Annotated in this window: 9 protein-coding genes and 3 pseudogenes; 5 read left to right on the plus strand and 7 right to left on the minus strand. The window is 63.0% G+C overall.

Annotated elements, in window-relative coordinates; genetic code table 11:
- Position 1: 1 nt before the first annotated feature.
- Positions 2-3,360: pseudogene (gene carB, locus CUR85_RS11035) on the minus strand (carbamoyl-phosphate synthase large subunit).
- Positions 3,361-3,516: 156 nt separating this feature from the next.
- Entirely contained in the window at positions 3,517-4,302 is a 786-nt protein-coding gene (locus CUR85_RS11040; protein ID WP_067267290.1) for an alpha/beta fold hydrolase, read from the minus strand.
- 54 nt (positions 4,303-4,356) lie between these two features.
- On the opposite strand from CUR85_RS11040, the gene CUR85_RS11045 reads away from it, so the two are divergent.
- The gene (locus tag CUR85_RS11045) at positions 4,357-4,731 is read left to right on the plus strand and encodes a hypothetical protein (RefSeq protein WP_067267288.1); all 375 of its coding nucleotides are present in this window, start codon (positions 4,357-4,359) and stop codon (positions 4,729-4,731) included.
- Positions 4,732-4,749: 18 nt separating this feature from the next.
- Here CUR85_RS11045 and CUR85_RS11050 read toward each other — a convergent pair whose 3' ends face one another.
- Positions 4,750-5,148: a (R)-mandelonitrile lyase gene (locus CUR85_RS11050; protein ID WP_067267287.1), complete on the minus strand. Its 399-nt coding sequence runs from the start codon at positions 5,146-5,148 to the stop codon at positions 4,750-4,752.
- A gap of 214 nt (positions 5,149-5,362) precedes the next feature.
- Positions 5,363-6,639: pseudogene (gene glyA, locus CUR85_RS11055) on the minus strand (serine hydroxymethyltransferase).
- 181 nt (positions 6,640-6,820) lie between these two features.
- Here glyA and CUR85_RS11060 point away from each other — a divergent pair.
- Together CUR85_RS11060 and CUR85_RS11065 are read left to right on the plus strand one after the other, a co-directional pair.
- A complete protein-coding gene (locus CUR85_RS11060; RefSeq protein ID WP_067267283.1) occupies positions 6,821-7,582 on the plus strand; it encodes an NAD kinase in 762 nt (253 codons plus the stop codon).
- 123 nt (positions 7,583-7,705) lie between these two features.
- Positions 7,706-7,903 carry a CsbD family protein gene (locus CUR85_RS11065; protein ID WP_067267282.1) on the plus strand — a complete coding sequence of 66 codons (198 nt, stop codon included), beginning with the start codon at positions 7,706-7,708 and terminating at the stop codon, positions 7,901-7,903.
- A gap of 64 nt (positions 7,904-7,967) precedes the next feature.
- On the opposite strand, the gene CUR85_RS11070 is transcribed toward CUR85_RS11065, so the two are convergent.
- The 3 genes and pseudogenes from CUR85_RS11070 to CUR85_RS11080 all read right to left on the minus strand — a co-directional run bounded on the left by CUR85_RS11070 (position 7,968) and on the right by CUR85_RS11080 (position 12,439).
- Positions 7,968-9,209 carry a saccharopine dehydrogenase family protein gene (locus tag CUR85_RS11070; RefSeq protein WP_067267280.1) on the minus strand — a complete coding sequence of 414 codons (1,242 nt, stop codon included), beginning with the start codon at positions 9,207-9,209 and terminating at the stop codon, positions 7,968-7,970.
- A gap of 20 nt (positions 9,210-9,229) precedes the next feature.
- Positions 9,230-10,324, minus strand: coding sequence for a carboxynorspermidine decarboxylase (locus tag CUR85_RS11075; protein ID WP_067267279.1), 1,095 nt, complete (start codon positions 10,322-10,324; stop codon positions 9,230-9,232).
- A 224-nt stretch (positions 10,325-10,548) separates the two neighbouring features.
- A pseudogene (locus CUR85_RS11080) lies at positions 10,549-12,439 on the minus strand (propionyl-CoA synthetase).
- A 208-nt stretch (positions 12,440-12,647) separates the two neighbouring features.
- On the opposite strand from CUR85_RS11080, the gene CUR85_RS11085 reads away from it, so the two are divergent.
- Both CUR85_RS11085 and CUR85_RS11090 read left to right on the plus strand, forming a co-directional pair.
- Positions 12,648-13,391: a MipA/OmpV family protein gene (locus CUR85_RS11085; RefSeq protein ID WP_280322638.1), complete on the plus strand. Its 744-nt coding sequence runs from the start codon at positions 12,648-12,650 to the stop codon at positions 13,389-13,391.
- 141 nt (positions 13,392-13,532) lie between these two features.
- Positions 13,533-13,643 carry a malic enzyme gene (locus CUR85_RS11090; RefSeq protein WP_067267274.1) on the plus strand — a complete coding sequence of 37 codons (111 nt, stop codon included), beginning with the start codon at positions 13,533-13,535 and terminating at the stop codon, positions 13,641-13,643.
- Positions 13,644-13,698 lie beyond the last annotated feature (55 nt).

Consider the following 13,698-nt stretch of genomic DNA (forward strand, 5'->3'; position numbering starts at 1 on the left):
CTTATCCCTGAAGCGCTTTCACGCCGATCGCATCCTCGGCCTGCGCCTTGATTGCCAATGCGGCGGCATGGGCACCTGCGGCGGTGGTGAAATAGGGGATCTTGTCGTAAAGCGCGATGGAGCGGATCGACTTGCTGTCTTCGACCGCCTGTGCGCCTTCGGTGGTGTTCATCACCAGATGCACCTCGCCGTTCTTCATCATATCGGTGATGTCCGGGCGCCCCTCATAGACCTTGTTCACCACATCGCAGGCATGGCCATTGGCGGTGAGCCATTCCGCCGTGCCACGGGTGCCGATGAGGGTAAAGCCTTGGTCTAGCAGGATCTTCGCCGCATCCAGCATGTTCTGGCCCTTATCCGCATCCTTAACCGACAGGAAAGCGCAGCCCTTGCGCGGCAGCGGGTTGCCCGCGCCCATCTGCGCCTTGAGGAAGGCGCGGGGGAAGTCGCGGTCCCAGCCCATGACCTCACCGGTGGAGCGCATTTCTGGCCCCAGCAGCGTGTCGACGCCGGGGAAACGGGCGAAAGGCAGCACGGCCTCTTTGACCGAGAACCACGGCATATTGGGGTCGGCCAGCGTCATCGGGTCGCCCAAGGGCAGCGTGTCTTCATAGGCCGCCTGATCGGGGTAGGCGGGGCGCTGCGGGAAGTTGCTCAGCGGCTCACCGGCCATAATCCGCGCGGCGATGGAGGCGATGGCGCTATCGGTCGCCTTGGCCACGAAGGGCACGGTGCGCGAGGCACGGGGGTTCACCTCGATGAGGTAAATCTCGCCGTCCTTCACCGCGAACTGGATGTTCATCAGGCCCACAACGTTGAGCGCCTTGGCCAGCGCGCGGGTCTGCTCTTCGACCTCTTCGATCACTTCGCGCGGCAGCGAATAGGGCGGCAGCGAACAAGCGCTGTCGCCGGAGTGCACGCCCGCCTCTTCGATGTGCTGCATGATGCCCGCCACGTGGACATCCTTGCCGTCGCAAAGCGCGTCGACGTCAAGCTCCACCGCGCCGCTGAGGTAGCTGTCGAGCAGCACCGGGCTGTCGCCCGAGACGACGACGGCGGTGGTGATGTAGCGCTCAAGGCTGGCCTGGTCGCGCACGATTTCCATCGCGCGGCCACCCAGAACATAGGAGGGGCGGATCACCAGCGGGAAGCCGATTTCCTTGGCGATCTCCATCGCCTCCGCATCGGAATGGGCGATGCCATTGCGCGGCTGTTTCAGGCCGAGGTTCAGCACAAGCTGCTGGAAACGCTCACGGTCTTCGGCCAGATCGATCATGTCGGGCGTGGTGCCGAGGATCGGAATGCCCGCTTCTTGCAAACCATTGGCAAGCTTCAGGGGGTCTGGCCGCCGAACTGCACGATGACGCCGTGCAGCGTGCCGTTCTCCTGCTCGACGCGCAGGATCTCCATGACATGCTCAAAGGTCAGCGGCTCGAAATAGAGGCGGTCCGAGGTGTCATAGTCGGTCGAAACCGTCTCGGGGTTGCAGTTGACCATGATGGTCTCATAGCCCGCATCCGTCAGCGCGTAGCAGGCGTGGCAGCAGCAATAGTCGAACTCGATGCCCTGACCGATCCGGTTCGGGCCACCGCCGAGGATCACTACCTTCTTACGGTCCGAGGGCCGCGCCTCGCATTCCGCCTCGCCCATCAGCGGGGTCTCATAGGTGGAGTACATGTAAGGCGTCTGCGCCTCGAACTCAGCGGCGCAGGTGTCGATGCGTTTGAACACGGCCTTGACGCCAAGCGCCAGCCGCGCGTCGCGGACCTGTGCCTCGCGGCTGTCGGTCAGCATGGCGAGGCGGGCATCAGTGAAGCCCATCATCTTCAACTCGCGGAAGGTATCGGCATCGCTTGGCAAGCCGTTTGCGCGAACGCCTTCCTCGGCCTCGATAATCTCACGGATGCGGGCAAGGAACCACGGGTCGAACATCGTATGCGCGTGCAGATCGTCGTCCGACATGCCGTGGCGCATCGCTTGCGCGATGGTGCGCATCCGGTCGGGGGTAGGCGCCGACACGGCTTTGATAAGCGCCGCCATATTCTCGGGCGCGTCGCCGGGCAGGTCGCTGTTGAGACCGGCGATTTCGACTTCGTCAAAGCCTGTAAGGCCCGATTCCATTGACGCCAGCGCCTTTTGCAGGCTCTCGTGGATGGTGCGGCCAATGGCCATGGTCTCACCCACCGATTTCATCGCGGTGGTCAGGTTGGGCTCGGCCCCGGGGAATTTCTCAAAGGCGAATTTGGGGATCTTGGTGACCACATAGTCGATGGTCGGCTCGAAGGAGGCGGGGGTGACGCCGGTGATGTCGTTGTCGAGCTCGTCCAGCGTGAAGCCCACGGCGAGCTTCGCGGCGATCTTGGCGATGGGGAAACCCGTGGCCTTGGACGCCAGCGCCGAAGAGCGGGACACGCGCGGGTTCATCTCAATCACCACCATGCGGCCATCGGCGGGGTTCACCGCCCATTGCACGTTGGAGCCACCGGTCTCCACCCCAATCTCGCGCAGCACCGCAATGGAGTGGTTGCGCATGATCTGGTATTCTTTGTCCGTCAGCGTCAACGCGGGGGCCACGGTGATGCTGTCGCCGGTGTGCACGCCCATCGGGTCGATGTTCTCGATGGAGCAGACGATGATGGCGTTGTCGGCGGTGTCGCGCACCACCTCCATCTCGTATTCCTTCCAGCCGAGCAGCGACTCATCGACGAGGATCTGGCCCATCGGCGAGGCATCCATGCCCGAGCGGCAGTAGAACTCGTAATCCTCGCGGTTGTAGGCCACGCCGCCGCCGGTGCCGCCCATGGTGAAGGCGGGGCGGATGATGGCGGGCAGACCGACGTATTCCAGCGCTTCGAGCGCGAGGTTCACGCCCGCGGCGAGGTCTTTCTTGCCGTCTTCGCGCGTCGGGGCGGTGACGATGGTGGCCTTGGGGTTTTCGATGCCCAGACGGTCCATCGCTTCGCGGAAGAGTTTGCGGTCCTCGGCCATCTCGATGGCCTCGCGCTTGGCTCCGATCATCTCGACGCCGAATTTCTCAAGCACGCCCATCTCTTCGAGCGCGAGCGAGGTGTTGAGGCCCGTCTGGCCGCCCATGGTGGGCAGCAGCGCATCGGGGCGCTCTTTCTCGATGATTTTGGCGACGATTTCGGGCGTGATGGGCTCGATATAGGTGGCGTCGGCGAGCCCGGGATCGGTCATGATCGTGGCCGGGTTGGAGTTGACGAGGATGACGCGGTAGCCTTCCTCCTTCAGCGCTTTACAGGCTTGGGCGCCGGAATAGTCGAACTCGCAGGCTTGTCCGATGACAATCGGCCCCGCACCAATGATCATGATCGACTGGATGTCGGTACGTTTCGGCATGGCGGCCCCCTAATTTTGCAAATTGTCCTGCCTTATAGGGATGGCGGCACGGGCTGCAAGGGGGGAATGGCTTTGACGGCCCCATAAATAAGGGCGGGGGCGCCTGTTCAACCCTTGCGGGCGCTGTGCTGGGGCGATCTGACAGGGCCAAAGCGGTCAGCCCGCGTGCGAGGCCCCTTCGGCGTTTAGAAAGATGCGCAGCGTGGCTTCGAACTCGCGCGGTTTCTCTGCGTGCAGCCAATGCCCCGCGCCGGGAATCTTGGCAAAGCGCGCTTGTGGGAACAGCGCCTTGATCGGCTCACGGTGTTCGGGCTGCACATAGTCCGAGGCACCGCCCGACAGAAACAGGGTCGGCCCCGGGAACTGGCCGGTCACATCCTCGGGCCAGCCGACGATCTTGGGCATCTCCGCCTCAAGCGCGTCGAGGTTCAGCCGCCAGCGCTTGCCGGGCAGGTCGAGCGATTGGGTGAAAAAGCTCTGCAACGCGCGCTCCACCCCCGCCTCGGCCAGCTGCGCCTCGGCGTCCGAGCGGCGCTCGACACGGCTGAGGTCCACGCCGCGCATGGCGTCGATGAACATCTGTTGCGTGTGGCCGTAAGCGACAGGCGCGATGTCGGCGACGATCACGCGGCGCAGCAGCTCGGGCCGGGTCAGCGCCAGCATCATCACCGCCTTGCCGCCCATCGAGTGGCCGCAGATGTCCACCGGGCCGCCCAGATGCGTGATCACCTCGGCCAGATCCTGCGCCATTTCGGGGTAGCTGTGGGTGTCGTGATGCGGGCTGCCGCCGTGGTTGCGCATGTCGACGGTGACGACATGACGCGCGTCCGCGAGGCGTTTGGCGATCACGCCCCAGTTGCGGCCAGAGCCATAGAGGCCATGGACGATCAGCAGGGTCGGGCGGTCGGCGGCGGCTTCGCCATATTCGGAGTAATTCAACATGCGGGCAAATTTAAGGGCATTGCAGCCCGGGGACCAGAGCGATTAGATGCGCCCATGATTGACCGCCAAGATTTCGACACCCGCGCCGAGGCGCTGCGCCCTTTGTTCGAGGACCGTTTGCGCATCAAGGCCCGCGATCTGCGTGAGGCGTTTCACCGCGCCGGGCCGGAACTGCCGCGCGGCATTCGCGGCGATGGGATGTTGCTCAGCAAGACCGAGCATCTGGTCGCCAACCCCCATATCGCCCGTCAGTTGGAGGATGCCCCGGTTTGGGCCGCCTTCAACCGGGTTACGGCGCATTTGAAAGAGATCGACCCAAAGGCCCGGCGGCGCGGCATCATCCTTGACCGGCTGGCCGGCGTGGCCTTCAATATTCTGGTGGTTTTCGCAGGCTTTGTGATCTGGCTTTGGTGGCGCGGCTACGTGTAAGCCGCCGCGCCGATGGGCTCAGGCCGGGTCGTAATCCGCGTCCAATACCTTTTCCATCCATTCGACCGCCTCACCGACCTGTGCCTCTTGCAGGGCGATATGGGTCATGGCGCTGTCGGGCGCGGCCCCGTGCCAGTGTTTCTCACCGGGGCCGAACCAGACGACATCGCCCTTGTTCAGCGTCTGCACCGGGCTGCCTTCGGTCTGGGCGCGGCCTGTGCCTTCGGTGACGATCAGGGTCTGGCCCAGAGGGTGGACATGCCACGCCGTGCGCGCGCCGGGCTGAAAGGTCACCGTCACGCCGCGGAGGCGGGCAGGCGCCGGGGCCGAGATCAGCGGGGTCATCTCGACCTCTCCGGTGAAGTAATCGTCAGGGCCGGGTTCAGAGGGGCGGCTGCCCTTGGGGTGAATGATCATGCGGTTCTCCTTTGCGAGAGAATGTGGCGCGGGGAGGGGGATCGGCAAGGGGGCTGTCTGGCGATGATCGCCCGGAATCAAGGCGCTTTGCTTGGCCGCACATCATGGTTGAGAAATAAAGCGGTAGGAACGCAGTTTGCGATGCCCACCCGCGGTCGGGCGCCGCCCGGCCGGGGGTAAAGTGGCCCCCGCATCGCTGCGAGGGCCAAATCGCTTACAGGTTCGGATACATCGGGAAACGCTGGCACAGCGCTTCGACCTCGGCTTTCACCTTGGCCTCGACCTCGGCATTGCCATCGGCACCATTGGCCGCCAGCCCATCGACCACTTCGATGATCCAATCGGCGATCTGGCGGAACTCGGCCTCACCAAAGCCGCGTGTCGTGCCCGCAGGGGAGCCGAGACGGATGCCGCTCGTCACCATTGGCTTTTCCGGGTCAAACGGCACGCCGTTCTTGTTGCAGGTGATATGCGCCCGGCCCAGAGCCTTCTCCGTGTCGTTGCCCTTCACGCCTTTCGGGCGCAGGTCGACCAGCACAACATGGGTGTCGGTGCCGTGGGTCACGGTGTCGAGGCCGCCTTTGATCAACTGATCCGACAGCGCCTGCGCATTGGCGATGACCTGTTTGGCATAGGCTTTGAACTCAGGCTGCTGCGCTTCGCCAAAGGCCACGGCCTTGGCCGCGATCACATGCATCAAGGGGCCGCCCTGAATGCCGGGGAAGATGGCGGAGTTGATCTTTTTCGAGATCGCCTCGTCATTGGTCAGGATCATGCCGCCGCGCGGGCCGCGCAGGGTCTTGTGGGTCGTGGTCGTCGCCACATGCGCATGGGGGAAGGGGGAGGGATGCTCACCCGCCGCGACAAGACCCGCGAAATGCGCCATGTCGACGAGCAGATAGGCGCCCACGCTGTCTGCAATCTCGCGCATCTTGGCAAAGTCGATCTGACGCGGGATGGCGGAGCCACCGGCGATGATCATCTTGGGCTGATGCTCTTTCGCCAATTCGGCGACTTGGACGTAGTCCAGCAGATTGTCCTGTTTGCGCACACCGTATTGCACGGCGTTGAACCATTTGCCCGACTGGTTCGGCTTGGCCCGTGGGTCAGGTGCCCCCCGGCATCAAGGCTCATCCCCAGAATGGTGTCGCCCGGTTGCAGCAGCGCGGTGAAGACACCTTGGTTTGCTTGGCTGCCGGAGTTCGGCTGCACATTGGCGAACTGGCAATCGAAAAGCGCACAGGCGCGATCGATGGCGAGGTTCTCGGCCACGTCGACATGCTCACAGCCGCCATAGTAGCGGCGCCCCGGATAGCCTTCGGCGTATTTGTTGGTCATGATGCTGCCCTGCGCCTCAAGCACCGCAGCCGAAACAATGTTCTCGCTGGCGATCAATTCGATCTCGCCGCGCTGGCGGCCCAGTTCGGCATCGATCGCAGCGGCGAGGGCGGGATCGGAATCAGCGAGAGATTTGGTGAAGAAATCGGACATCAGGGGATCCTCATTGGAGCTGGTTTCGCGTGTTGCCTATCGGAAACCCGGCCTGAGGTGAAGGCTGTAAACCGACAGGTTGCAAGATATGTGCGTCAACACTGGTGGCGCACGGAATAATGTGATTGTTTTGGCCCCAAACGCCGATGATCGGAAACTTCGCCGGAATGAGCCTGCTGACATGTCCTTAAAGATCGCTTTTGTGGCCAGCCGGGCCAGCGTGGCACAGACGGCGCGGGCCGCTTTGATCGGGCGTTATGGCGATGTGCCATTGCGTCAAGCCGAGGTGATCGTGGCGCTTGGGGGCGACGGGTTCATGCTGCACACGCTGCACAGCACCCAAGACATGGACGCGCCGGTCTATGGGATGAACCGGGGCACCATCGGCTTTTTGATGAACGCCTACCGAGAGGGCGACCTGCAAGCGCGGCTGGCGGCGGCGGAAGAGGCGGTGATTAACCCTTTGGTCATGCGCGCCACCCATATCGACGGGACGATTTCGACCGCGCTGGCGATCAACGAGGTTTCCCTGCTGCGCGCGGGGCCGCAGGCGGCCAAGCTGCGCATCACGATAGACGGGCGTCAGCGCATGGAGGAACTGGTCTGCGACGGGGCACTGGTGGCGACCCCTGCGGGCTCCACCGCCTATAACTACTCCGCCCATGGACCGATCCTGCCCATCGGTTCGGATGTCTTGGCCCTGACCCCGATTGCCGCCTTCCGCCCGCGCCGCTGGCGTGGGGCCTTGTTGCCGAAACGGGCCACGGTGCGTTTCGATGTGCAAGAACCGCAAAAACGCCCCGTGATGGCCGATGCCGACGGCCAGTCGCACCGCGATGTGACGACGGTCGAAGTCTCGTCAGACCCCAGCGTCAGCCACCGGATCCTCTTCGATCCCGGCCATGGGCTGGAAGAGCGGTTGATCTCGGAGCAGTTCAACTGACCGGAGAGGGCGGCGTCTTTCCGCCGCACCTCGCGCCTACCGGAACCCTGACTTCGCGCCAGCGTTGAGCCTGCAAGAGCGGGAACCTCCCGCGTCTTAACAGCCGAAGAAAGGAGACCTAAGATGAATTGGGACCGTATCGAAGGCAATTGGAACCAGATGACCGGCGCGGTGAAATCGCAATGGGGCGATCTGACCGATGACGAAATCGCCGAAGCCCGTGGCAATCGCGAGCAGTTGGTGGGTAAGATTCAAGAACGCTATGGCATCGCCAAAGACGAGGCCGAGCGTCAAGTCGATGACTTCGCCGCGAAATACTGAGTTTCGTCGGCAGAATTAAAAAAGGCGACCCCCTGAGGGTCGCCTTTTGCGTTTCAAGAGAGGTTCAAGCCTCATGCCAAGCGCGGTCACCCTTGTCGTCTTTGATGCGGGTGGGCAGGCCGATGTCGTCGAGCAAACCAAAGAGGGGCTTGGGGTCCAACTCTTCGACATTGACCATGGTGGCGGTGTCATAGGTGCCATCGGCGATCAGCATCGCAAAGGCCACCGGCGGCACGCCCGCGGTGTAGGAAATGCCTTGGCTGCCCACTTCGTTATAGGCGTCCTTGTGATCGGCGACGTTATAGACAAAGACCTCGACCTCTTCGCCGTCCTTCACGCCTTTCACCAGATCGCCAATGCAGGTCTTGCCGGTGTAGTTGGGCGCAAGGCTCGACGGGTCGGGCAGCACGGCTTTCACCACTTTCAGCGGGACGACCTCCAGCCCCTCGGCGGTGGTCACGGGCTGCTCGGACAGCAGGCCGAGGTTTTGCAAGACGGTGAAGACGTTGATGTAGTGGTCGCCAAAACCCATCCAGAAGCGCACGTCAGCCTGCGGGTAGTTCGCCGACAGCGAATGCACCTCGTCATGGCCCGACAGATAGGCCTTCTGCTTGCCGACCACGGGCAGGTCCCATTCGCGGCCCACTTCGAACATCTTGTTCTCCTGCCACGCGCCTTCCTGCCAGCTGTAAACGGTGCCGGTGAACTCGCGGAAGTTGATCTCAGGGTCGAAGTTGGTCGAGAAATACTTGCCGTGGTTGCCCGCGTTGATGTCGACGATGTCGATGGATTTGACCTCGTCCATGAACTCATCCACTGCGAAACGGGCGAAGGCGTTGACCATGCCCGGATCGAAACCGGCGCCGAGGATCGCGGTCACCCCCGCTTCGGCGCAGGCCTCGCGGCGCTTCCACTCGTAGTTGCCATACCACGGCGGGGTCTCGCAGATCTTGGTCGGGTCCTCGTGGATCGCCGTGTCGATATAGGCAGCACCGGTGTCGATGCAGGCTTGAAGCACGGTCATGTTCACGAACGGCGAGCCCACGTTGATGACGATTTGGCAGCCGGTCTCTTTGATCAGGGCGGCCACGGCATCGGTGTCCATCCCGTCGACGGCATGCGCCTTGAAGACGCCATCCTGCTTCATCGCGTTTTTCTCATGCACGCTTGCGATGATCGCCTCGCATTTGGAGACCGTGCGGCTGGCGATATGCAAGTCACCCAAACGGTCATTATTCTGCGCGCATTTATGCGCCACAACCTGTGCGACGCCGCCCGCGCCGATGATAAGAACATTGCGTTTCATAGTGTTGACCTCTTTCCTTGTCACGACAGGGCGGCGGCGAAATCGTCATAATCGAAATCGCGCACCATTCGGGTGGTTCCGTCCAACTCGCGCACCGCGATGCCGGGCATCTTCACGCCGTTGAACCAGTTTTTCTTGACCATCGTGTAACCGGCAGCGTCCTGAAACGAGAGCCGGTCGCCGGCCTTCAGCGGCGCATCGAAGCGGAACTCGCCAAAGATATCGCCTGCAAGGCAGGATTTGCCGCAGATCATCCATTCGTGGTCGCCCGTGTCGGGGGCGATCTTGGCCGGTTCGCGGTAGATCAGCAGGTCGAGCATATGCGCCTCAATGGAGCTGTCGACGATGGCAAGGTTCTTACCGTTGTACATCGTGTCGAGCACGGTGACCTCAAGTGTCGCGGCCCCGGTGATCGCGGCCTCGCCGGGTTCCAGATAGACCTGCACACCAAAGCGGTCGGCAAAGGCTTTGAGCCGTAGCGCCAGTTCGTCGAGCGGGTAGCTCTCGCCGGTGAAATGGATGCCGCCGCCGAGGCTGATCCACTCCATCTTGTGCAGCACTGCGCCAAAGCGCTCATCTATCAGGGTCAGCATCTCGTCGAACCGCGCGAAGTCGTCGTTCTCGCAATTGTTGTGGAACATCAGCCCGCTGATCCGGTCGGCGACCGCGTCGATCGCTGCCGGATCATGCTCGCCCAGACGGCTGAAGGGGCGGGCGGGGTCGGCAAGGTCGAAGTCCGAGGTGGAAACGCCGGGGTTCACCCGCAGCCCGCGGATATGGCCCTGCGATTGCGCATCGAACTTGTCGAGCTGGCCGATGGAGTTGAAGATGATCTTGTCGGCATGGCCCAGCACCTCGTCGATCTCATGCTCGGCATAGGCCACCGAATAGGCGTGGGTCTCACCGGGGAATTTCTCGGCCCCCAGTCGCACCTCATAGAGCGACGAGGAGGTCGAGCCGTCCATATACTCGGACATGAAATCAAAGACCGACCATGTGGCGAAGCACTTCAGCGCCAGCAGGCAGCGCGCACCGGAAAGCGCGCGGAGGCGGGCGATCTTTTCCATATTGTCGCGGAGATTGGCCTTGTCGATCAGGTAATAGGGTGTCTGCACGTCGAAAACCTTTCTGCGCGGCCGGAGGGTAAGCTCCGGGAGGGAAAAGACCCACTGAATGTGCTGTCGTGGTTGGCCCCGCCGGGGGCATTTCCGGGGGCGCTTCGCATATTTTGCGCAAGCAACGCAATTGTAAAAAACGCGCGGGCTGGGCTGCGCGCGCGTTTCTGTGGGGGTAACTGTAGCGCCGGGCGGGCAAAGGTCCACCGCCATGTGATTTTTGGTTAGCCCTGCGGGTAGCCGATGCCCCTCAGCGCCGTGCGGATTTCGTCCAAGATCGCCGGGTCGTCGATGGTTGCGGGGTCTTGAAATCCTCCCCATCGGCGATCTTCACCATCGTCGCGCGCAGGATCTTGCCCGAGCGGGTCTTGGGCAGGCGGTCGACCACCACGGCCTGTTTGAAGGCGGCTACGGGGCCGATCTGCTCGCGCATCCGGGTGACGCATTCGGCGACGATTTCCTCATGCGGGCGGTCGACACCCTTGGTCAGGCAGAGAAACCCGACCGGCATCTGTCCTTTAAGCTCATCGCTGACCCCCACAACGGCGCATTCCGCCACATCGGGGTGCCCGGCTAAGACCTCTTCCATCGCGCCGGTCGAGAGGCGGTGGCCCGCGACGTTGATCACGTCATCGGTGCGCGCCATGATCCAGACATAGCCGTCCTCGTCGATCCGGCCTGCATCGCCGGTCTCATAATAGCCGGGGAAGGTGCTGAGGTAGGATTTGCGAAAGCGGTCTTCGGCGTTCCAGAGCCCCGGCAGGGTGCCGGGGGGCAGGGGCAGCTTGATGGCGATGGCGCCCAACTCTCCGGCGGGCAGGGGGCGCCGCGCTCATCCAAAATCTGCACGTCATAACCCGGCATCGGCACGGTTGGGGAGCCGACCTTGACCGGCAGCGCCTCAAGCCCTGCTGGATTCCCGACGATGGTATAGCCGGTCTCGGTCTGCCACCAGTGATCGTAGACCGGCTTGCCCAGTTTCTCCTGCGCCCATTCGACGGTATCGGGATCGGCCCGCTCCCCAGCGAGATAGAGCGCACGCAGGCTCGACAGGTCGTATCTCTTGATCTCCTCGCCCTCGGGGTCTTCGCGTTTCACGGCGCGGATGGCGGTGGGGGCGGTAAAGAAGCTCGCCACGCCATGTTCCTCAATCACCCGCCAGAAGGTGCCCGCATCGGGCGTGCCCACGGGCTTGCCTTCGAATACGACGGTGGTGTTCCCGGCGATCAGCGGCGCGTAGCAGATATAGCTGTGCCCCACGACCCAGCCCACGTCCGAGGCGGCCCAAAAGACCTCTCCCGGTTCGACGTTATAGACGTTTTTCATGGTCCAGTTCAGCGCCACCAGATGCCCCGCCGTGGGCCGCACCACGCCCTTGGGTGCGCCGGTGGTGCCGGATGTGTAGAGGATATAGGCCGGGTGGTTCCCCTCCACAGGCACGCAGGGCGCCGGGCGCACGCCGTCTTGGGCGGCGTACCAATCGATGTCCCGCTCGGGGTTCAACTCACAGGGTTTCTGGCCGCGTTGCAGGATGATGCAGGTGTCGGGCTTGTGGCTGGCCTGTTCGATGGCTCCGTCAAGCAGCGGTTTGTAATCCACCACCCGCGATGGCTCCACCCCGCAGGAGGCGGCGATGATCGCCTTGGGTTTGCAATCGTCGATCCGCACCGCCAATTCGCTAGAGGCGAAGCCGCCGAAGACCACGGAATGAATCGCGCCGATGCGCGCGCAGGCCAGCATCGCCTCAACCGCTTCGGGGACCATGGGCATATAGATCACCACGCGGTCGCCCTTTTCCACGCCTTGAGCCACCAGCGCCCCGGCGAGCGAGGCGACATGGGCCTGCAACTCCCCATAGGTCAGGGTGGATTTGCTGCCGGTGATCGGGCTGTCATGGATAATCGCCACGCGTTTGCCGTTGCCTTGGTCGACATGGCGGTCGACGGCATTGTAGCAGGTGTTCACACTGGCATCCGCGAACCATTCGTAGATATGGTCGCCCCGGTCAAACAGCGCGCGCGTCGGCGCGATATCCCAGTCGATCGCCTCGGCTTGCTCTAGCCAATAGGCTTCCGGGTCGGCCTTCCAGCGGTCGTAGGTGTCGCGATATCCCATGGTGTTCCTCCTCCTGTTGCGCTGTGCGGCAAACCCGCGGGCCGGGTATAGGTGCAGTGTCGCGCAATTATTTCCAGTCACTCTGGCCGCTTAGAAAGATTTCAGCAAGCGGAACGCTATTGTTCCTGTCAGTCGCGCCGCGTCATGCTAGATTGGGCGGAAATTCACTGTTTTTCCGGAGCCTGCCATTATGCGTCTCGCCCTTTCTTTGCCTCTTGCATCCTGCCTTGCCATCGTTGCCGCGCTGCCTGCGGCGGCGCAGGACCGTAGCATCAACTTCGCCCTGCGCGGCGGTGTCGGGGCGGCGCCGGATTATCCGGGCGCCAGCAGCTATCGCGCGACGCCGGATTTGGCCTTCACCTTCGGTTCGCTGGAATGGGGCGGGCGCAAGATCGGCACCAACATTGGCGATACGCCCAAGACCGGTTTCGGCTTCACCGGCGCGTTCCGCTATCTGGGTGAGCGTGACAGTTCCGATCACGCGGAGCTTGCGGGGCTTGAGGATATCGACGCGGCGGTCGAACTGGGCTTTGGCGTGGTCTACCGCGAGGTGAACTGGCAGGTCTTCGGCAAGGTCCGCCGTGGCTTTGGCGGCCATGAAGGCGTGACCGGCGACATCGGTGCCGATGTGATCTTCCGCCCCGATGAGCGTTGGACCATCACCGCAGGCCCGCGTTTCAGCCTTGGCAACGACACCTATGCTGACACCTATTACGGCGTCGACACCGCCACCACGAACTTCGCCGCCTATGAGGCCGGTGGCGGTCTGCTGGGCGCGGGGGTCGAGGTCGAGGCGACCTACCGTTTGGATGACGCATGGGCGCTGGAAGGGGCCGTGGCCTATCAACGTCTGCTGAATGACGCCGCCGACAGCCCGATCACACAGGCCGGGTCAGAGGATCAATGGACCATGCGCATCGGCGTCAGCCGCGCCTTCACCTGGCGGTTCTAAGCGGCTTCGCGCCGCCTTTCGGGGTGGCGCGATATTTACGACATCTTGGTCGAAAACGGATCAGCGCCGAAACACGACTTTGCCATGATGCCCATAGGCGCGGCATGATGCCAGCGCCGCTTGCATGCAAAGGGCCCGACCATGGGTGACAAAATCGGCAATAAGAAGAAGCAAGCCAAGGCCGCGGCAAAACCCGCCGCCAAGGCCCCGTCCTCCGTCGCGGACATCAAGCCCGCCACGCCCCGCAAATAACCCTAAATTCGACCATGTAACGCCGTCCCCGAAAGGGGGCGGCGTTTTGCGCAGG

The sequence above is a fragment of the Sulfitobacter faviae genome (assembly GCF_029870955.1).
Taxonomy (GTDB): Bacteria; Pseudomonadota; Alphaproteobacteria; order Rhodobacterales; family Rhodobacteraceae; genus Sulfitobacter; species Sulfitobacter faviae.

Excerpts from the sequence above, each read along its gene's own strand:
- CUR85_RS11040 (WP_067267290.1), bottom strand. The coding sequence starts at position 4,302 with ATGTTGAATTACTCCGAATATGGCGAAGCCGCCGCCGACCGCCCGACC.
- CUR85_RS11045 (WP_067267288.1), top strand. The coding sequence starts at position 4,357 with ATGATTGACCGCCAAGATTTCGACACCCGCGCCGAGGCGCTGCGCCCT.
- CUR85_RS11050 (WP_067267287.1), bottom strand. The coding sequence starts at position 5,148 with ATGATCATTCACCCCAAGGGCAGCCGCCCCTCTGAACCCGGCCCTGAC.
- CUR85_RS11060 (WP_067267283.1), top strand. The coding sequence starts at position 6,821 with ATGTCCTTAAAGATCGCTTTTGTGGCCAGCCGGGCCAGCGTGGCACAG.
- CUR85_RS11065 (WP_067267282.1), top strand. The coding sequence starts at position 7,706 with ATGAATTGGGACCGTATCGAAGGCAATTGGAACCAGATGACCGGCGCG.
- CUR85_RS11070 (WP_067267280.1), bottom strand. The coding sequence starts at position 9,209 with ATGAAACGCAATGTTCTTATCATCGGCGCGGGCGGCGTCGCACAGGTT.
- CUR85_RS11090 (WP_067267274.1), top strand. The coding sequence starts at position 13,533 with ATGGGTGACAAAATCGGCAATAAGAAGAAGCAAGCCAAGGCCGCGGCA.